The 18,904-nt window shown below is 53.3% G+C and carries 18 protein-coding genes; 5 read left to right on the plus strand and 13 right to left on the minus strand.

The features are described from left to right. From ruvX to VKP62_10730, 9 genes are all read right to left on the minus strand, one after another. The coding region (ruvX, locus tag VKP62_10690) for a Holliday junction resolvase RuvX (protein ID MEB3197658.1) at nt 1–321 on the minus strand (321 nt) is incomplete at its 3' end. Then, complete coding sequence (locus tag VKP62_10695; protein ID MEB3197659.1) at nt 318–2,255, minus strand: glycosyltransferase; 1,938 nt, start codon at nt 2,253–2,255, stop codon at nt 318–320. The genes VKP62_10695 and ruvX, both read right to left, overlap by 4 nt. Nucleotides 2,256–2,633: 378 nt before the next feature. Further along, nucleotides 2,634–3,623, minus strand: a complete 990-nt coding sequence (locus VKP62_10700; GenBank protein ID MEB3197660.1) for a kinase — start codon at nt 3,621–3,623, stop codon at nt 2,634–2,636. Further along, nucleotides 3,620–4,612, minus strand: coding sequence for an NAD-dependent epimerase/dehydratase family protein (locus tag VKP62_10705; protein MEB3197661.1), 993 nt, complete (start codon nt 4,610–4,612; stop codon nt 3,620–3,622). The genes VKP62_10700 and VKP62_10705 overlap by 4 nt, the downstream gene beginning before the upstream one ends. Then, a complete protein-coding gene (gene rfbC / locus VKP62_10710) occupies nt 4,612–5,124 on the minus strand; it encodes a dTDP-4-dehydrorhamnose 3,5-epimerase (protein ID MEB3197662.1) in 513 nt (170 codons plus the stop codon). The genes VKP62_10705 and rfbC overlap by 1 nt, the downstream gene beginning before the upstream one ends. 2 nt (nt 5,125–5,126) lie before the next feature. Further along, nucleotides 5,127–5,867, minus strand: coding sequence for a sugar phosphate nucleotidyltransferase (locus tag VKP62_10715; GenBank protein ID MEB3197663.1), 741 nt, complete (start codon nt 5,865–5,867; stop codon nt 5,127–5,129). Further along, nucleotides 5,860–6,453, minus strand: coding sequence for an NUDIX hydrolase (locus tag VKP62_10720; protein MEB3197664.1), 594 nt, complete (start codon nt 6,451–6,453; stop codon nt 5,860–5,862). Before VKP62_10720 ends, VKP62_10715 begins: the two co-directional genes overlap by 8 nt. 11 nt (nt 6,454–6,464) lie before the next feature. After that, entirely contained in the window at nt 6,465–7,478 is a 1,014-nt protein-coding gene (locus tag VKP62_10725; protein ID MEB3197665.1) for a GDP-mannose 4,6-dehydratase, read from the minus strand. A gap of 9 nt (nt 7,479–7,487) precedes the next feature. Next, the gene (locus tag VKP62_10730; protein ID MEB3197666.1) at nt 7,488–8,474 is read right to left on the minus strand and encodes an NAD-dependent epimerase/dehydratase family protein; all 987 of its coding nucleotides are present in this window, start codon (nt 8,472–8,474) and stop codon (nt 7,488–7,490) included. Nucleotides 8,475–9,133: 659 nt separating this feature from the next. Here VKP62_10730 and VKP62_10735 point away from each other — a divergent pair. The 5 genes from VKP62_10735 to VKP62_10755 all read left to right on the plus strand — a co-directional run bounded on the left by VKP62_10735 (nt 9,134) and on the right by VKP62_10755 (nt 14,652). Then, nucleotides 9,134–10,267, plus strand: a complete 1,134-nt coding sequence (locus VKP62_10735) for an aldo/keto reductase (GenBank protein MEB3197667.1) — start codon at nt 9,134–9,136, stop codon at nt 10,265–10,267. Continuing rightward, nucleotides 10,264–11,046: a crotonobetainyl-CoA--carnitine CoA-transferase gene (locus VKP62_10740; protein ID MEB3197668.1), complete on the plus strand. Its 783-nt coding sequence runs from the start codon at nt 10,264–10,266 to the stop codon at nt 11,044–11,046. Before VKP62_10735 ends, VKP62_10740 begins: the two co-directional genes overlap by 4 nt. Before the next feature lie 277 nt (nt 11,047–11,323). Then, nucleotides 11,324–12,355, plus strand: a complete 1,032-nt coding sequence (locus VKP62_10745) for an NAD(P)-dependent oxidoreductase (protein ID MEB3197669.1) — start codon at nt 11,324–11,326, stop codon at nt 12,353–12,355. Further along, complete coding sequence (locus tag VKP62_10750; protein ID MEB3197670.1) at nt 12,352–13,659, plus strand: radical SAM protein; 1,308 nt, start codon at nt 12,352–12,354, stop codon at nt 13,657–13,659. The genes VKP62_10745 and VKP62_10750 overlap by 4 nt, the downstream gene beginning before the upstream one ends. A 393-nt stretch (nt 13,660–14,052) precedes the next feature. Then, nucleotides 14,053–14,652, plus strand: coding sequence for a hypothetical protein (locus tag VKP62_10755; GenBank protein ID MEB3197671.1), 600 nt, complete (start codon nt 14,053–14,055; stop codon nt 14,650–14,652). A 248-nt stretch (nt 14,653–14,900) separates the two neighbouring features. Here the strand turns inward: VKP62_10755 and VKP62_10760 are convergent, their stop codons facing one another. The 4 genes from VKP62_10760 to VKP62_10775 all read right to left on the minus strand — a co-directional run bounded on the left by VKP62_10760 (nt 14,901) and on the right by VKP62_10775 (nt 18,878). After that, complete coding sequence (locus VKP62_10760) at nt 14,901–15,827, minus strand: transketolase C-terminal domain-containing protein (protein MEB3197672.1); 927 nt, start codon at nt 15,825–15,827, stop codon at nt 14,901–14,903. 8 nt (nt 15,828–15,835) lie between these two features. Next, the gene (locus tag VKP62_10765; protein ID MEB3197673.1) at nt 15,836–16,768 is read right to left on the minus strand and encodes a transketolase; all 933 of its coding nucleotides are present in this window, start codon (nt 16,766–16,768) and stop codon (nt 15,836–15,838) included. Nucleotides 16,769–16,891: 123 nt separating this feature from the next. Beyond that, the gene (locus VKP62_10770; GenBank protein MEB3197674.1) at nt 16,892–17,944 is read right to left on the minus strand and encodes a transketolase C-terminal domain-containing protein; all 1,053 of its coding nucleotides are present in this window, start codon (nt 17,942–17,944) and stop codon (nt 16,892–16,894) included. Continuing rightward, on the minus strand, nt 17,934–18,878 hold the full coding sequence (locus tag VKP62_10775; protein MEB3197675.1) for a thiamine pyrophosphate-dependent dehydrogenase E1 component subunit alpha: 945 nt from the start codon (nt 18,876–18,878) through the stop codon (nt 17,934–17,936). The genes VKP62_10770 and VKP62_10775 overlap by 11 nt, the downstream gene beginning before the upstream one ends. Nucleotides 18,879–18,904 lie beyond the last annotated feature (26 nt).

An 18,904-nucleotide genomic window follows, 5' to 3' on the forward strand; every position in this document is an offset into this window, starting at 1 on the left:
GAGACGTTCGTCCACCAGCTCCACGGGAAGGGCGATCGCCGCCTGGAGGGATTCCACAAAGCGTTCCACGAAGCGAGCTTGCTCGCCAATGGAGCCGTCCATGTTCCGGGGATAGCCTACCACAAGCTTTGAAGCGTTGTATACGTCGATCAAGTCGATGATCGCGGCGAGATCTTCGTCAAGCGAGGTCCGGGCAATGGTCGTGACCCCTTGGGCGGTCCAGCCAAGCGGATCACTGATCGCCACACCGATGGTTTTAGTGCCTACATCCAAGCCAATCAGGCGCAATTTCCGGCCCTTTCCCCCCAGTGTGCAGATCACGTCGCCACGGCTCCCGAGGCGGCCGGGAAGCCTGATTTAGAGAGCACCTCAAGTCCTTGCCGGGTGGGTGCGTGATCGGGGAGGCGATCGAGGCAGGCAATCCACAGGGAATGCGCATCATCAAGCTTGCCTTCCTGTAGGGCGCAGTAACCAATCCAATACAACAGTTCTGGCTGGTCTGGCTCGTCCTGCCAGGCGGGCAGCAGCATTTCGAGAGCCAGTTCGGTGAAACCGTCCAAACACAACTGCGCGCCACAACTTCGGCGGATGGGCCACCACACCCCGGCCGGAAGCGCGGATGTCTTCGTGATGAGTTGTTCGAACGCGTCAAAGCGCTGATTGCGCAGAAGTGCCCGCAGGGCGCGATGTAGCTGCCGAGTAGCATCGGGGGACCAGCTGGGCCAGCTGGTTTGAGCGGCCCCAACATAGACGAATCGAGCGAACGTCACCAGTTGCCTGGTGGCGTCATTCACCTCTTCTGGCAGTTCCGCTTCGGTCCAGACCAAACCTGCACGTTCTGATGCGCCGTGACAAAGCCACGTCAATCCGGCCCAGAAAGGGTCGTGTGCGCCGACTGCTTCCTTTAGCAATTCGCACGCCTCCGGCGCACGGCCGTCTTCCAATAAGGCACTCAGCCGAAGTTGGCTGACCCCGCTGGTATTCGGAAACGGCTCCAGAATATCCAGCACCTTCTGGTAGCGCCCCACCTCCAGGCCTGCCTTGGCCGCGAGCAGCCGCAGGTCGCCCGAATTAGGGGCGCTTTCGAGACCCCGTTCAGCGAAATCAAGGGCGCTCGAGTAGTCGCCCTGCTTCAGTTTCAGGGTGACCAGCATCGTAAACGGGGACGCGGTCCTCTCGGATGTGAGTGGCACCGCCGCCAACAACTCCTGTTCCCCCTCCTCATCACGTCCCAGATTGAGCAGCGCCTCAGCCCGCCCCACCCGGGTGAACACTTGGGTGAGCAGGGGGTCCGAATAGCGCAGGGCTTCGGCGCTCCGATTCGCAAGACGTGCGGCCAACAGGTCAGCCTCAGCCGCCTGAAAGTCCCTCTTGGCCAGGTAGGTCCGCCCACGTCTGATCAGGAGGTCGGGATGACCGGGAAACACAGTCAACCCCTCGTCGAGCCATGCCGGGATATCATCCCACCGTCCCAGCTCGGCCAAGGCGTCAGCCCCCAGCACATAAGTGCTGAGCATCAGCAAGTTGGGCCCCAGATTCTGGGCACGCATTAACTCGCGGCACTTTTCGTAACCCGAAAAAGCTTCCTTGGCGTCGACGGAGTGAACCGAACTGGCCAGTGCCCACCACGCGTGAGGGTCATCAGGCGCGTCAGCCAACTGCAGACGAGCCAGACGAATATTCCGCTCGATCTTGCCGCGAGAAGTGACCACCGCCGCGCGGTAACCGTCGTGACGGATGCGCAGGCCATCCAGAAGGATCGAGGCAATATCCCCCGTGTCCGGCTGCATCAGGTGTTCGTGGATTCGCGCGCGATAGCGAGCCGTGGGGTCGGTGCGGTCAAACAACCGCAGAACGGGTGCCCCAGTAGTCGATGCGTGCTCATCGACGCTGTAGAGGCGAATCGAGGCCCGCAACGCGCCAGACTGCATCACCAACGCGGCCAACAACTCGGGCATTTCGACAATTAGCTCTTCGTCCGCGTCGAGCACGAGGGCCCACGGTAAGGTCGCAGCCTCCAGACTCGCGTTGCGTGCAGCCGCGAAGTCGTCGCACCACTGGAAATGCACCACCTTGGCCCCGAATGATTCTGCAATGGCCACCGTGCCATCTGTCGACCCTGTGTCGACGATGACCATTTCCCCCACCCAAGGTTGTGCAGAACGGAGGCACCTCGCCAGTTTTTCCTCTTCGTTTTTGACAATCATGCAAAGGGACAGACGTTCCCGCGGAAATTGAAAGGTGTCTTCACTCACGGAAGGTTCCTCCATCGTGCCCGGTGGGCCATGGCATCGTCACTTGAGATCGCGATTTGGTGTGATCACGCAGCGCGACAGCGGCCTGAACGAAGTTCCGTTGGGGCCTTATCCAGAGTGTCGGAACAGGCGTCGAAAAACTTGAGTTTTTCAGTCTCGTCAGCGGCTGGATGGACTCGAAGCGCAGACAAGACGATCATCGCAGCCGAGGATGGATGGACTCAAAATGGGCAGTGGTCAAGCTCCCGTTCCGCAAGCCACGCCACAGCCGCCACGACGCAGGCGGCACAAGGTGAAACGCAAGGGCAATTGCGATAGCCGGACCACCTCAGGCTGCTACTTGCAACCCTCTGCGGCATCGTCAGCCGATGCATTGTTTCAATCGCGAGAAAAATACACGATTTTTGACCCTGTGAACTCAAATCGAAAGGGGACGAACATCCTTTCGTTCAGTACAGCCTGAATGTTTGCGTGGCATTCCTTGGGAGCATAAAACAACATGAAGCCCCCACCACCAGCGCCCAGCAGTTTTCCGCCCAGAGCACCACACTTGAGTCCAGCCTCATAAATTTCATCGATTTTTGGGGTGGAGACCAAATGGCTGAGACCACGTTTAATACGCCATTGCTCGTTTAGCAGTCTTCCAAATTCATCCAAGGCGTCTTCACGAGCAGTCAAACATTCCAAGGCAGTATTGCAAATATCACTCATCGCTCGAAGTTCACTCAGTTTCGTGGGCGTCAGCTCAATCTGAGACCTGGCGATATCGGATGCTGTGCGTGCATATCCCGTGAAACACAGCAGCAGATTCTCTTGCAGGCGCTGAAGCCGCTCCGGAGCAATCACGATCGGATCTACATCAAATTCACGCACTCCAGCAAAACGGATTAAATTCAAGCCGCCGAAAGCGGCCGCAACCTGGTCTTGGGAACCAACGGCCTCTCCAATCCGTTCCTGCTCTACATGCAGGGCTTGGAGGGCCAATTCGCGCTTCGTCGGCATGTAATTTTTCAACGAGTGAAAAGCGTGAAGGGCCCCTACCGTAAACGTGGAACTGGAGCCCAAGCCGGAACGAGCGGGGAGATCAGCCGTGTGAACCAGTTCAAACGCGTCATCAAATTCTAGATAGCGTGCACACTCGCGAACCGAGGGATGGCGAATCTCGTGAATGGTCTGGGTCTCCTCCTTTTCGAAGTAGCGTATCCTGTGCTTGAAATCGAAAAACGGAGGAAGTCTTCTGGCGGTGATATAACTGTACTTGTTGATCGTTGCGCTGATAACAGCACCCGAATTTTCACGGTACCAAATCGGGTAATCGGTGCCCCCGCCAAAAAACGACACTCGGAAGGGTGTGCGGCAAATAATCATAATGCCATCTCTTCAGGCGTCTTTGCGGCATAAGCGCACTTGTACCATGCAACTGTTTTTTGGATTCCAGACGCCAGCGAGGTGGCCGGAACCCAACCCGTCAGGGCTTGGATTCGGTCAATGTTAATTTCTCGACGGGGTATCATCGTGGGCTGCGTCTCGTCATATTCGATCCGAGCATCGGCATAGTCAGCTGCCGTCAAAATGATCGGTAACATTTCCCGAATCGTGACGGGGCGACCGGAGGCGATATTGACGGGCTCGCCCGACTCAACGTGCGGGAAAGCCTTTAGCAGGCCGTCAATGAAATCTTCCACATACAAAAAATCCTTGATATCGCGCCCGTCCCCCCAAACGACGTAAGGGTCTTGTCGCTCAATGGCCCGGCGAATCAAAGCTGCAATCACCTTGGATTCAGTCCGGGTGAACTTATCAAAGGGCCCGTAAAGGTTACCCGGGCGCGCCACTAACGTCTGCATGGGCGCTTTGATCCGGCCACTATACATTTCACACATGACCTCTGAGAAACGCTTCATCCAACCGACGATGAAATATTTCTCGAAGAAGTCGAATCGTGCGTCCTCTTCTCTCACCGCGAAATCAGTGACCGGGTAAACAGTGTTGGAACTGATGAAGCAAAATTTTTTGACTTCATTTTCATATGCCGCCGCCAACATGTACGCATTCATGACCAGGTTAGGCGTGAGATGCACCAAAGGTGTCTTTTCCATGACAGCCGCCCCAGAACTATTGGCAGCGGCCATAAAGACATAGTCCATCCCCTGCGTCGCCTGTCGACAATCCTCTGATTTCGTGAGGTCACACTGAAGATACCTCACGTCTGGCTCTGGACGTTGGGGCGGCTTTTGATGAAGCGTGCCACGCACCTCTGCCCCCAACTCCACCAAGCGGCGCACCAAGTGAGTTCCGATGAATCCACCAGCACCCGTGACGAGAATGCGTTTGCCTGCAAAAAAGTCTGGTGCCATCACCGCCCTACGCCCTCATCTCGCAGAGAGAGAATCGGATGTTTGACCGGCCACCAGAACTGATATTCCGGGTCATCCCAATGAATGGTGAATTGTCCACTCCGGTCATATTCAGTGGTCTGCTTGTAGTGAAAAATGGCCAACTCGGTCAGCACCAGGTGACCATTGCCAAACATTGGCGGGACAAGAACCTGCAGACGATTACGATCCGAAAGGGTGAATCCCTGCCAATGTTTAAACTGCCGAGATTCGGGGTCATTGTTCACGACCACCAGATAGAATGCTCCGTGCAGGCAGGAGATTAACTTCCAGGTCTTAGAATCACCATGGATGCCTCTCAAGACGTGCTGCCGGGAGGTTGAAATGTCATCCTGAATGAAGTTGAGGTCTATGCCGACCTGACGATAGAGCCTGGCATTAAACAATTCCACATAATTTCCGCGAAAGTCTTCAAAATTCGTGGGCGGGGTGATAAGTTTGACGCCATCCAAATTCGTTGTCTGTACTTGCACGTTCAATCCAATCTCGCGTACTCAAAACAGCTCAAGACCTGTGCTCGAGCATAATCAGCCGGCACCCCGATATCTATGAATGTGGCGTCAGACGTCAACCCTACGACGTGTTGGCCAAGCTCTTGGCATCGAGGAAAAATTTCCCCTTCCAAGGAAAGGTAACCTTCGTGTCGTATGAAGGGGTCCAAGGCGCGCGGATGCACCCAGTAAACACCACCGTTCGCCAGTTGCAAACCGGAGGTTTTGGAATGGGCAGCGGAATTGGAAAATTCGACACGACCCGTTGCCGCGATAGTGACCGGAAGGTAGCGCCGCACATCGGTGGTAGGGAACAGTGAAATCACCCAATCACCACCCTGCACTTGGGCCTGCTGATGAAGGTCCTGCAGGGCGACTTTGAAAAAAGTATCGCCGTTCAGCAGAATAAAAGGCTCGCGAAGTTGAAGGTTACGCTGACACAACATGAGCCCGCCCCCCGTCCCCAGTGGCCTCGGCTCCCTGACATAGACGATGGAGCAACCGAGATACGAGTCCCGGAAGTGAGACTCTATCACCTCGTGACGATAGCCTACCGATAACACGAAGCGGCGCACCCCTTGCCGAACCCAGTACAGCAAAAGGTGCTCCAAAAAAGGCCGACCGGCCACAGGGGCCATCGGCTTGGGCAGGTCAGGCACGGTATCACGCAGGCGGGTTCCCAATCCGCCTGCCAGAATGACTGCGACGGTGGGAAAGTTACTCACTGCTCGCCCAGTTAACCTCCGGAGCGCGACAAAAGCGCTCTCCGACCTCCCTCAGTGAACTGCGCCACAGGTCGAGTTGCAAGATTCCCCCTGCCAGTTGAAGAAGGCCCAAACCAGCAATTTGGAGGAACTCACCACGAAGTGCAAACTGCAAAAGGTCACACCGCGGCACAAGTACAATCTCCGTTCCTGGCTCGGGCACAAAATGTGGCGTGCGCTCGGGAAACATGCCAAAAAACAGGTGGTCCATAATGCTAGTTCGATTCATCATCAGGCTGAATGACTTCCCCAATGGCAACAAAGGGCACCTCAATCCCGTTTCCTCCAAAATTTCTCGTCGAGCAGCAACCAATGGGCTTTCTCCGCGTTCAATTCCACCGGCGGGAATCTCAAGGGTGACGGTTTCCAGGTTCGGTCGGTATTGCCGAACCATCACAAAGCGATCATCTTGATCCAAGACGCAACAAATAACTGAGTCAGGCCCAGTCATTCGATAGTAGGGACCATTTCCGCGACAGGGCTCCTCCGGCGCGGCTTCCAAATTAAAATACTCGGTTTCGAAAACGGGCTTAAATTCAGCAAACACGGCATGTACACCTAGCGCAGCAAGAATCGACCACCCTCAGTTTTCACCCGCTTACGCCAGTAGTTCAGCAGGTCGCTCATGGTCTGCTCGAATGGAATTTCAGGGCGCCAACCTGTGTGCTGCCGGAATCTTTCAGTATTCGGAACCTGTAAATCGGCATCAATAGGGCGAAGTCTGTCGGGGTCGACTTCGACTCTGAATTCTTCTCTCAAGGGAGACAACCCGATCAGATATTCCAGAATTGCGCCGACCTCAAGACTATGGTTGCCACCAATATTATAAAAGGCACCGGCCTGAGGATTGACGGTCACCAGCAAGTAGTAGGCGCGCACCGCATCACGCACATCCGTTACCGTGCGCAAACTCTTGAGGTTGCCGACTCTCAGGACGGGCGGAAGAAATCCCGCCTCTGCTAGTGCAATCTGTTTAGCGAACGACGATTCAGCGAAAACATCCCCTCTTCGAGGCCCCGTGTGCGTGAACATGCGCGTACTCATCACGGTCATGCCATAGGCTTCGGCATAGAAACGACCAATAAGGTCGGTCCCGACTTTCGAAATCGCATAGGGAGATGCCGGGTGAAAGGTGCAATCCTCGTCAATGGGCAACTTCTCCCTCGGAACCCGCCCGAAGACCTCAGAAGAGGCGCATACGTGCACCACAGCCCCTGGCACGCTCCGCCGAATAGCCTCGAGAAGCCTGGTCGTGCCAAGAATGTTGGTATCGAGCGTATCGAGTGGCGCGTCGAAACTGGTTTTGGGAAAGCTCTGGGCTGCTAGATGAAAGATAACATCCGGTGTGAACTGATCAATCGCCCGATCGAGGGAGATGGAATCTTTCAGGTCACCGTACACAAGCGCCACGCGATCCCCGCGGTTCACTCGGTCCAGCAAATGTGCCACGTTATCAAGAGGGCTGCGCCAACGTACCAGGCCCACCACATTCCATTCTGTGTGGGCCAGGAGATAGTCCGCAAGGTGCGACCCCACCATCCCTGTAATGCCAGTAATGAATGCGGTGGTCACAGTCGAGCGCTAGTCTTTGAAATAATTCTGCTTGCGTAGATATTCATCTTGGTTTTGCTGGAACCAGTTCCAGGTTTCCTCCAAGCCTTGGCGTAAAGGGGTGACCGGATTGTACTGAATCCAATCGCGAGCGCGACTGATATCCATCACTCGACGGGGAAACCCGGACGGCTTGCTGGTGTCGAAGACGTATTCAAAGTCGAGAAATTCCCGCAGTGTTTCAACTAGCTGTCGAACACTGTAACCAATCCCACTTCCCAAGTTGACGAAGTCGCCTCGGGTCCCGTAGTAAAGCGCCTGAATGACTCCCAATGCCACGTCGCGACTGTATGCAAAGTCCCGAACGGCCGAGCCATCACCCCATACCGTGACGGGATTTTCACCTCGATGTATCCGCATCATCAACGATGGAATCACCATGGCATTGTCTGGGTCAAAATTATCTCCAGGGCCATAAACATTGCAAGGGCGAACGATTGACCAGTCCAGACCACACTGTTGGCGATAAGCTTGAATTTGCAATTCAGCCATACGCTTTGCCCAACCGGGGAAGGTGTCCATGGGAGGGCCATCTCGATTCTCGGTTTCGACGAATATCTCCGTGCTGCTGTAGGCACCGATGGAACTGGTATAGACGAGCTTCTGTACACGGTTGCGCCGCGCAGCCTCTAAGACATTTGTGTTGAACATCAACAAGGGCACAAGGAAACTGGCGGGCTTCGATTGCGTGACCTCGATGGAACCCTTGAGACCAGCCAAATGGAATACGTAGTCGATGCCCGACGTTTGCTCCAAGCAAAACGTCAGCTCGGTGAGGTCTCCATAGACATGCTCCACCTCTGGATGCACAGTCACTTGGTCTAGTGACACCAAACGTATGCGAGCGTTGGCCCCAGCAAGGAGGCGGGTGACCTCTCTTCCGATCAGGCCCGTGCCCCCCGTGATAAGGCAGCGCTTTCCTTCAAAAAATTTGAGCATCTCATCGGGAAGCGACACGGTTTGGCCCACCACATTCACGAGCAATGTGCGAAAACCTCGTTTGGACGCAATTGAGCCAGTCCCTTGAGCTACGCAATTCGAGCGAATCCAGAAATCCCCGCTCGACCGACCGAACGGGACCACCTCGGACCGGACCAGCCAGGGTTTAGCGGCCGTGTGGGCAGTTCAGAACGCCCCTGGAGGAGCCCACCCATTCTACTTCAAATTCTCGATGGCCCCCAGAGGTTTTTACGAACTGGGGTTGAGCGACTGATAGATCGGAAAAGGCCCCCGCGCCAAACTGTCTGCGCACAACTGAACTCCCGACATCTGGCGGACTGGAAGGCGAAGATTTTTTGCAACTCGGTGACCAAGTTGCTGTTCGAGTTCACTTGCGCGTGTTTAATTGTGTAACGCCCCATCGGGGCCTGTAGAACGCTGGTGGCTGAACATCGCGGCATCGGGCAAAACACGTGAAACGAAGCATTCCGACCTCGAGAGCGACCAGTCTTGCACGTGTGTGGGCTACCCGGGGAGCCTCGGTCAGGGCGCAGACATCTAACAGCGCAATTCGAACGATTGCCTTGCAAACCCTGCTGGCTATCCCAACGGATAGATGAGCAGAGCCCGCCGGCTCCCAAAGAGAATCCGTACTTGAACAGGCTTGGTTGATAATCGTGAAACGTATTGCAATCCCAACTGGTGAAGAATTACCAATTGTCGGACAGGGCTGCAGTGGCATTGGGGAGGATGAACGGGCTGAGTCGGCCCGCAGCAAAGAGCAAATTTATGCCCTGGAGCTTGGGATTGACCTGGGGATGACCCTGCTTGATACGGCTGAAGGATACGCATCAGGACATTCAGAGGAAATCGTGGGCCAAGTCATTCGCGGTAAGCGCGACAAGGTCTTCATCGCGACGAAATTTTCACCCGAAAATCACGAGTTTCCGGGGGTGATTCGCGCGGCCGAGGGTTCGCTGAGACGCCTCAAGACAGAATACATCGACCTTTACCAGATTCATTGGCCTAACCCGACCGTACCGATCGAAGAAACTCTCCGGGCCCTGGAACATCTCCGTGACCAAGGAAAAATAAGGCACATTGGATTATCGAACTTTTCTGCTCGAGAAATGCACGTCGCACAGTCGAAACTGCTGAGAGGTCAGATTTTCAGCAACCAAGTTGAATACAATCTATTCGACCGATTCATCGAAACCTCGATCATGCCGCATTGCCTCTCGACCGACGCACTGGTCCTTGCCTACAGCCCTTTGGACAAGGGGAGAACGGTTGACGGTGATGATGGTCGACAGCTGCTCTCCACCTTGGCAGAGAAATATCAGCGAACCCCCTCCCAGATTGCCCTGAATTGGCTGACATCGCAGCCGTCGGTCATTGCGATACCAAAGGCCGTCCGTGTAGAGCACGTTCGACAAAATGCAGCGTCTACCGATTTCAAGTTATCTCAGGAAGACAAAGAGGCCATTGCACAGGTCTGTTCACGTGAACCTGCCTGGATCGATCCCGGTCATATTCGGGTGAGTTTGGCAGGCGAAGGCAACAAGAAGGTCTACCAGACTCGGGAAGAGGCGCTGTCGAACACGCTGGGCCTGTCACCCAGTCCAACAGAATTGGCTGAATTCATCAGACAAGGGGAACCTACCAAACCAGTAAGGTTGGTAAAAAATGATGACCCCAGAGACGAATTTCCATATGATTTAATTGAGGGAAGACTGCGGTACTGGGCTTGGGTCATCGCGTTCAACGGAGAACGACCGGTCCCCGCCTATATAAGAATGGGCAAAAAATGAATCAAGACAGCAGCAAGTCGCACCATAGCAATGACCTGAGCGTCAAGAACTACTCAAGCTACCAGGAGCGAATCTTACGTGAAGAATTTGCAAGCCACTTTCGAAGCTGTCCGATACCAGATGATCAAATCCTCTCGAATCTAGGGCTGTTTCTCAACTCGAAATCATTGGCCCGACTGCTTTTCATGGACCACATCTATCGACAGATTGTCGACGTCATGGGTGTTGTGATGGAGTTTGGCACAAGGTGGGGTCCGAACCTGGCACAATTTTCAGCCCTGCGTGGAATCTATGAACCCTTCAATCGTCATCGCAAGATCATAGGATTTGATACCTTCACCGGCTTCTTGAAAATTGACGCTCAAGACGGTCATTCCGACATGATGAGGGTGGGGCACCTCCGGGTCAGTGAAAATTATCAGACCTACCTGGAACACATCATGCGGTTACAGGAGCAGGACAATCCGCTGGGACATATTCGGAAATTTGAAATAATTGGGGGAGATGCAACAAAAACCCTGCCAGAATATTTAGATAAACATCGTGAAACCATCATCGCCCTAGCCTACTTCGACTTGGACGTTTATGCCCCGACCAAGGCGTGTCTTGAAGCGATCAAGCCTCGCTTGGTGAAAGGCAGCGTGCTCGGCTTCGATGAATTGAACGATCCGGACTCCCCGGGTGAAACGGAAGCCCTTCTGGAAGTCTTTGGATTGAACAACGTACGCTTGAAACGGTATCCCTATGCGTCCAGGACATCATATTTTGTCGTCGAATAGAGTTCAGCCAAAATTCACGGAACCTTGCCCGTCCCAAAACGTGCAATGGAAACCGGACCATCCTGCGGAAACTCGATAGCCCTCAAATTTTTTGCGGTAAACCAAGCCAGACTTGTTGCATTCGAATCGCTTGGGGCCAAGGAGCATGGCCTGTGTCACTGGCCCGCACCGAACACAATTCCCCCTCCAATGGGCCAGCAGGAACACGTGACCTTGGCACTCCTTCACCCACGCCAACCTAGCAGGCAACGGTTTGAGCCCATTAGGGGAGAGCGCTTTGAATCCGACATTCGATGAAATGGAGGCTGGCGGGCTGCCTATTCCCATCGCTCCTCCATGTATCTCACCTGAGAAGCCGGTCCTACTTTTGGGAGCGGGGGGATTAATTGGAAATTATGTTCTGAACCTACTTGCAGCACGCGGGGCCCCCGTGGTGGCAACCTACCGAACGCGCGTGCCGCAATACAAACTGGGACAGACTGAAAACGTGCGACTCGTTCGATGGGACAGTTCTGAGTCTACTCTGGAGGCGTTGGAAAGAAATCCTGGCTGCGTGATTCATCTGGCGAACAACATTTTTCCCGGCGTTCAGCCCTCAGACCAGAAACTTCAACCACTGTTGGAACACGCAGACACCAACCTTGCCGTGCTGAAATACTGCATCGCAACTCAGCCAGGGAAACTCATTTGGCTTAGCTCTTCGACTGGTTATTCAGGGCGAGTCAACGCGAGTGAAGACTCTTTTTTCATCGATTCCCCCCAAAGTGCCGCGATTGGTTACGCCGTAAGGGCATTTGAAATGCAACTACAAGCTTTCGCATCATTGAGCGCGACGGACGTCCGCGTGATGAGACCGACAACCGTGCTGGGCCCTCTGAAACTGTACAGAGAAAACCATAGCCACCACGCAGTTCGCTCGATACTGGCAGCAAAAAGCGGTGAAACCATCACCATATTTCAGCCTGAATTGAAGCGCGACTATATCTTCGCGATGGACCTGGCGGAACTCATCGTTGAAGAAATGGGCATCCCTCCGACTCCTTCATCCTATGAGGCCTACAACGTGGGCTCCGGGGCCGAGATATCTATTTCCGAAGCAATTCAACTCGTGCGTGCACTTTATCCGGGGGCCAACCCAATCGTGCAATTCAAAGACACGCAAAGACCAGCGCAGATCTCCACATTGCCTCTTGATAAAAGCAGGAAACGTTATGTCTTCCGCCCAAGGGCATTCAAGGAATTCCTGGGAGAAATCCTGGGTATCGATCAAGTCATATCCGCCATCCTTAACATAGAGGTGCCGTCGTGAAAGCCGGGTTCATCGTTCCGTCGTGGCATTACTGGGCCGACCCTTTCAAACTACAGCCCCTATGGGAAATGTATTATGCGACCGTATTAAATAAAGCGAATAAGGGAATCGAGGTTGAGATTTTTGACCTCCGAGGCGAAGGTCCGACTGGCCCTCAAGAAGGCTTCCTGGAGAAAATCCCAGAGCGAAAAATCTATCTCTTCTGGATCATGAAGTCAGGAGATGCCATCGAACTTGAGGCGATCGCAGCATCGCTCAAATCTCGAGACGCACAATGCGTGACAATCGCAGGCGGAACGCACGTGGATATGTGCACAGCCAGAGCGCTCGAATATTTTGATAAGGTCGTCACAGGCCCAGGGGAGTCAGCCTTGTGGGAAGCAATCAATTCAGTCGGTGATTCCAGTCAAAGACTGTTTCGTGGCGACTATAAAGTCGATAGATTCGACTCAACGCCTTATCCGGACAGGTCCCTTCTGCCAGCGGAACGAGTGATAAATAGCAAATTATTCAGTCAGTACGGCGAAGAGCCAGCCACGTCAATTTACATGTCGCGAGGCTGTATCTATCGATGTGGATTCTGCGTTTACAATGTACCCAATGAACTCCAGGTCAGGCACCCGGAGATGCTTAGAAGCGAAATTCAATATCTTAAATCAACCTATAAAATCAAAGCTATTAATTTACGCGACGAAGTAGCGATTCACCCAAGCCCCAAAATATCTGAGCAGTGCTTGAACATTTTGAAAGACGAGGGGGTGATTTGGAGAGGGCAAACGACCACCTTGGCTTCCACCAAGCAATTGAAACTCGCCGCGGAGTCTGGATGTGTGGAACTCTCCGTTGGCGTGGAAACTGTTGACCCAAAGGTCATGAAGATCATCAAGAAAGACTGGCAGAATCTCACTGGTATTCGTCGTTTTTTCGCAGACGCCAAAGAGTTTGGGATCAAGGTGAAGATCTGCCTGATTTTGGGTCTTCCGGGAGAATCGGCCGACATTGTCGAGAAGACTGTTAAATTCTTGGAGGAAATTGACCCGGACTTCGCCTCAGTATCGGGATTCTGTCCGGTGCCAGGTTCCCCGATCGCCAAGGACCCTGAATCCTATGGGATAGAGATGATTGACCAGGACCTGAGCAAACACGCTCACCTCCTCTACAGGTTTTCAAAGGACGAAGAAGTGGGACTCCCCTTCAGATATAAGCCGGATGGTCCCTGGGGGCCGACCTTTACCCGTGAACAGATTATTGGCAATATCCAAAAGATCCAGGATTGGCTGAGCAGTCGAAACAAGACGTACTAGTGTATTCACGTTGACTTATTCGAGCCAGCCGAATTTGGAGAATCATCAACTGGGGCCGTTTCCATGCCACTCAATTCCATCTCCGAGGAATACCTGAAGTCTCTTGAGAGCATTTTCCACTCAGGCCGTGAAGCTCGGCCGACTGTCTCAAATTGGCCCAGGATGCCAAACTATAGCGAAGAAGTCACAACAGACCTACGTGCCCACCATCACGCCGTTGCAAGGTCATTCTTCAAGGCAGAGACGCTCAATCACCTGAAGCTCGAAATCGACCGATGTTTCGGAGAACCTGAGTGTATACAAAGCCCCATACGGGTCCCCCCTCGTACAGGCCAAACAGAGAAGCAAACTCTGAGAGAGATTGAGTCATTACCGAGACTAAGTGAGTACGAGGTGTCTCTGGGCACTCAATACCTGAAAGAGAACACTTCCTACATCCAGTTGAAGACTCCTCTTAAAAACGTGGCAGCCCTCTTACCCGTCATTTTAGATCTTCGTCTGCTCCGGACCGCTCAAGAATATCTTGGATGCTTCCCGCTACTCACATATGTCAAAGTGCAAAGGACGTGGGCTAACCAATTACCCGAAACAAATACACAGCTGTGGCATATAGATATCGATGCTTTCCGAATGCTAAAGGCATTCATCTTCCTCGATGAGATAGACTCAAATACTGGAGTCACGCGCTTTATCGAGGGAAGCCACTTCTTTGAACAAGGAAATTATCACTACCAAGACAGATGGTCGGAAGAGGACATTGAAAATAAGTTTCCATTCGCGCGGAGAGTGACCCCAAAACTGGCCTATGGAGACATGCTATTACTGGACACCTTGCAATTACACCGCGGCGCAAGACCTCGGGGCAGGGACAGAACAGCCATCATTGCCAACTTCTGTGCTCACCCGGAACAAGCTTCTGGAGGATGCCTTGACATGAGAGAAAAAGACTTCAAGGCTCTTCATACGTTGCAGAAGAGAGCCCTGACAACCTGATCAGGAAATTCCTCTACCCATTCAGGGAGCGTAACAAACAGGCAGTTCGCAGGACCTCCGGGCCCTCAGGCTGCCAGTCAAAATTCTGGTTTGCCAGCAAGGTCAACTCAGGGAAATGGTTCTCCATTGAATCAATCTGATGCCCGATCTGCGTGGCAGTTTCGCTCCGGCATAACGTTTGGAAGGCCTACACCAAACCAAAGCCAACCGCCAGGGGCTCACCCCACAGGTCACCGAGCGAACTGCCCTCAGTGGTCTTGAATAACGGTTTGAAGTATGGACGCCGAGTCTACCTTCCCGATTTTTCGCAACAAGCGTCGGTCACCCGAAATGTAATAAAACTTGCTCTCTGGGGCGATCATTTTGAAGGGTATCTTCAAACAATTGGTTGCGACGAGGGAGCCCACCAGTTGGCCAATTCCATTGGAGTAGGATTCTTCTAGAGTATAAATTTTCGAAGCATTGGAAAGAAGCGCCAGGAAATCATCACCATATACCGAGCTCGGCCTGAAGAGGTCAATCACGGACACTTGCTGTCCAATACCTTGCTCAATAGCCGGGAGAACCTCCAACAATTCATGAACGATCGCCCCTGTGGAAATGAACAAGACTCTTCCAGATTTCTTGACCACCGAAAATCCTGTTTCCACCGAGAATTCGGAATCAAGTTTGAGATTGGGCAAAACACCTTTCTCGATACGAATGTAATTGGCCCTCTTAGAATTGATAGCAAATTCCACAAAGGCACCGGTGTTGTGAGGGTCTGATGAATTCAGCACCGTGAGTCCCGGAATTGTCATCACGGCGGGTAATTCCTGCAATCCGTGATGAGTAGGACCGTCGGTGCTATAGGTGAAACCGGCACCCACACTCACGATGCTAACGGGCAATTGCATGGCCGCGACATCCAGGGTCAGTTGTTCCAAGACTCTCAAACTTACAAACGGGCTAATCCCATAAGCAAACACAATCTTTCCACTGGACGCCAACCCAGCCGCCACACCAATCATATTTTGCTCTGCAATCCCGACGTTCACAAAACGTTCAGGCATGGATGTTTCAAATTCCCGTAGCGCAAATGCACCATGATCGGCGCTTAGCAGAACAATTCGTTCGTCCTGCCTTGCAAAATGAACTAATGTCTCAAAAAACGCATCGCGCATGTCCACAGTCATTTGAGATTTTATTTCCCGTCTTGAAGCTCAGCCAAGGCCAATACAAACCGGTCTAAATCTATCCCTCCGTGGTGCCATTCTGGTTGATTTTCCATGAATGACACTCCCTTTCCTTTGACGGAATTCGCGATGACCACGCTTGGCTTGCCCGACGTCTTTGAGAAGTGAGTTGCCCAGGCTGAATTCAGGTCTTCGAATTGATGGCCATCAATCACTCGCACATCCCAGCCAAAAGCCATCCATTTTTTCGCGAAAGGTTCAAGGCGGTTGATACTCTCCGTGGAGCCGTGAGTGATCAGCCGGTTGCGGTCAACAATGGCACACAGATGATGTAGCTCGTGGTGAGCAGCAAACATAGCCGCCTCCCAAACAGACCCTTCGTAGCACTCTCCGTCTCCCATCAGGACCACGGTCTTTCGATTGTTCCCGTCAAGCTTGTCAGCGAGCGCCATCCCGCATCCTATCGGCAATCCGTGGCCAAGCGAGCCAGAGAGGAACTCAACTCCGGGAATTCGAGGGTCAGGATGTTCGCCGAGGAGTTGGCCTTGATTGAGATACGGCATTTCTTCCCGCGAAAAAAAGCCCAGATCGGCAAGGACCGCATAGAGCGCGATACCGGCGTGTCCCTTACTCAACAAAAATCGGTCACGACCGCCCCACAGAGGGTTGGCCGGGTCAAACCGAAGAAATTTCCCGTAGTAAAGACTTACCAGTATTTCAACGATGGAATAGGCTCCTCCAATATGTCCTTTCCCAGCCGAATGTACTGCCCGAAGAATATCAATTCTCAACTCTCTCGATTTTTCGTTGAGTTGGCTCGGACTTAACATTGACAATATCTCCATTGGCATCCAAGAAATAGCCCTCTGCGTGACGAGAGGTGTCGTAGTTGAGAACTCCAGACCTTCGGACGCTGTGGCTGAGGGGCGCTTCAGCGACATCGGGATTCGTGTTTCGGCCTGCCCTAAACATCAAGGTCGATTTTGAGGCCTTGAATGCTCGTCGCGCTCACCACGAACGGCATCTCAATAAGGTCACGGCCTAAAAGTCTCCCATCATCCCGCCTAAAATGGGCCGCTGAAATGTTTGTAGTAATCTCGTATCGGCTGCTTGGCAGGCAACGGTATTCGGTGGTTTGAGTCTGCGGAATACAATTTGGCAATTGCATCGACCAGGTCGTGCATATCCGGGTAGTACAGATCTTCCAACGCCTTGGCAGTCGGGCAGGGCGATGGCTGCATCCCCAAACTCACGGTTGGGGCCTTGAGCATACCGGGGTCGACCTCGTTAATCGCGCGATTGACCTCTGCTGAAACGCCATAAGCCACCCAAGAAGTGTCAGCGACGAGGAGCCGCCCCGTCTTGCTCACGCTGCTCAGAATCATTGCATAATCCGGATGCGACACCGAGTGCAGATCGATCACTTCAACAGAGATGCCATAATCTGCCACGTAGTTGGCCGCCCGGTTCGCCTCCAGCAACATCACAGAAGTTGCAACAATGGTGACATCCGTCCCCTCACGGATTTTGTAAGAACCGAAGATAGATATTTCTGAATCCAGCTGTCTCTCCTCAAATTCCAATTCATACATGAGACGATGCTCAAACATGACGACTGGGCCTCGATGTTTCTCGATGGCAAATCGATAACTGGATAGGATGCTTTGTGGCGAGGCCGGCATGACCACAACCAGCCCTGGAATATGGGCCAGAAGAGACTGCAAACTCTGAGAGTGCTGTGCACCCTGCCCCCAACTGCGACCGATGATCATTCTCATCATCATGGGGACTTCAAACAGACCGCCAAACATGTAGCGATATTTTGCAGCGAGGTTGATTAACTGGTTAAACACCAACAGGCCAAAATCAGCTCGAATGTGGGTATTGATGGGATACATTCCGTTGAGTGCAGCCCCAATACAAATGCCAGCGATGGAGTCCTCTGCCAACGGAGTTTCGATCACGCGATTGGGATGGCGTTCCGCCAAGCCACTGGTTGTGCCAAAAAGCCCCTTGAAGTCCGACACGCCTTGGCCAATGATCAGAGTGTGGTCGTGGGCTTCCATGGCCCAGTTCATGGCATCAGCGAGCGCATCTCGATAGGTCCTAGAGGACATCTGTCAACAAATCCTCCAGCGTCGGCAACGGCGATGCGTTGGCCATCTGTAAAGCCGCTTCAATTTCCGTGGTGATTACAGCTCGATATGAATCGAGTACCGAGGAGGACTGCATCAGGGGGTCTTTGGCCTTCCAAGCGTTCATCTCTGCTTCGGAGCGATAGCCTGCGTGGAAGTCCTCCCCCGGCCCGACGTGTTCACGATAGCGGGCCGTGTGAACCTTGATAAATACGGGGCACTGCTCTTGGCGAACCTTTTCGATTGCGACCCCAGCCAGTGCCCTGACATTCTCAGGGTCATAGCCCTCCTTCAACTCATAATAAGCGATGCCATAGGCTTCAATGAGGCGCCGCACGGAGAAAGCCTGCCGGGCTGAGCAGGATGTATGCACGGCCAATCCATTGTCTTCACACAGGAAGAGAACAGGAACCTGATGCAACGCGGCAAAGTTCAGGGACTCGTGAAACACACCTTGTTCCATAGCCCCATCGCCGAAATTGGCAACAAAAACCCTGCCGGTCTCGCCTCGAATTTTTGATGCCAGTGCCGCTCCCACCGCGTGAGAGATCGACGAGGCCACCACTGCGGAAGCCCCGATGACACCACAATCTGGAGCCGCCAGATGCATTGAACCGGCTTTTCCTTTGCTCAACCCATCCCGTCTGCCCATCAACTCAGCGAAAAACGCCGGCAACGGCCCGCCTTTTGCCAGGTAAAAGGCGTGGCCGCGATAGTTGATAAAGACCCAATCATCTCGACGGAGATGTGCGCAGACACCTACAGCCACTGCCTCCTGACCGATAGAGAGATGTACAGGGCTTTGAATCTGATCGGTCGGATACAACTCGATGATCTTTTCTTCTACCATGCGAATGCGCAGACACTGGTAGAGAAGAGATTCTCTGAGGCTTTCGGCGTTAGATGGGCTGGGCATGGTACTGGCCTCTGATACTTGGCTGC

The sequence above is a fragment of the Candidatus Sericytochromatia bacterium genome (genome assembly GCA_035285325.1).
Taxonomy (GTDB): domain Bacteria; phylum Cyanobacteriota; class Sericytochromatia; order S15B-MN24; family JAQBPE01; genus JAYKJB01.

What these genes read in the sequence shown, in the direction of transcription:
- VKP62_10770 (MEB3197674.1), bottom strand. Translation starts at nt 17,944, where the DNA reads ATGTCCTCTAGGACCTATCGAGATGCGCTCGCTGATGCCATGAACTGG.
- VKP62_10765 (MEB3197673.1), bottom strand. Translation starts at nt 16,768, where the DNA reads ATGTCGCTGAAGCGCCCCTCAGCCACAGCGTCCGAAGGTCTGGAGTTC.
- VKP62_10700 (MEB3197660.1), bottom strand. Translation starts at nt 3,623, where the DNA reads ATGATTATTTGCCGCACACCCTTCCGAGTGTCGTTTTTTGGCGGGGGC.
- VKP62_10775 (MEB3197675.1), bottom strand. Translation starts at nt 18,878, where the DNA reads ATGCCCAGCCCATCTAACGCCGAAAGCCTCAGAGAATCTCTTCTCTAC.
- VKP62_10705 (MEB3197661.1), bottom strand. Translation starts at nt 4,612, where the DNA reads ATGGCACCAGACTTTTTTGCAGGCAAACGCATTCTCGTCACGGGTGCT.
- VKP62_10760 (MEB3197672.1), bottom strand. Translation starts at nt 15,827, where the DNA reads ATGACTGTGGACATGCGCGATGCGTTTTTTGAGACATTAGTTCATTTT.
- VKP62_10740 (MEB3197668.1), top strand. Translation starts at nt 10,264, where the DNA reads ATGAATCAAGACAGCAGCAAGTCGCACCATAGCAATGACCTGAGCGTC.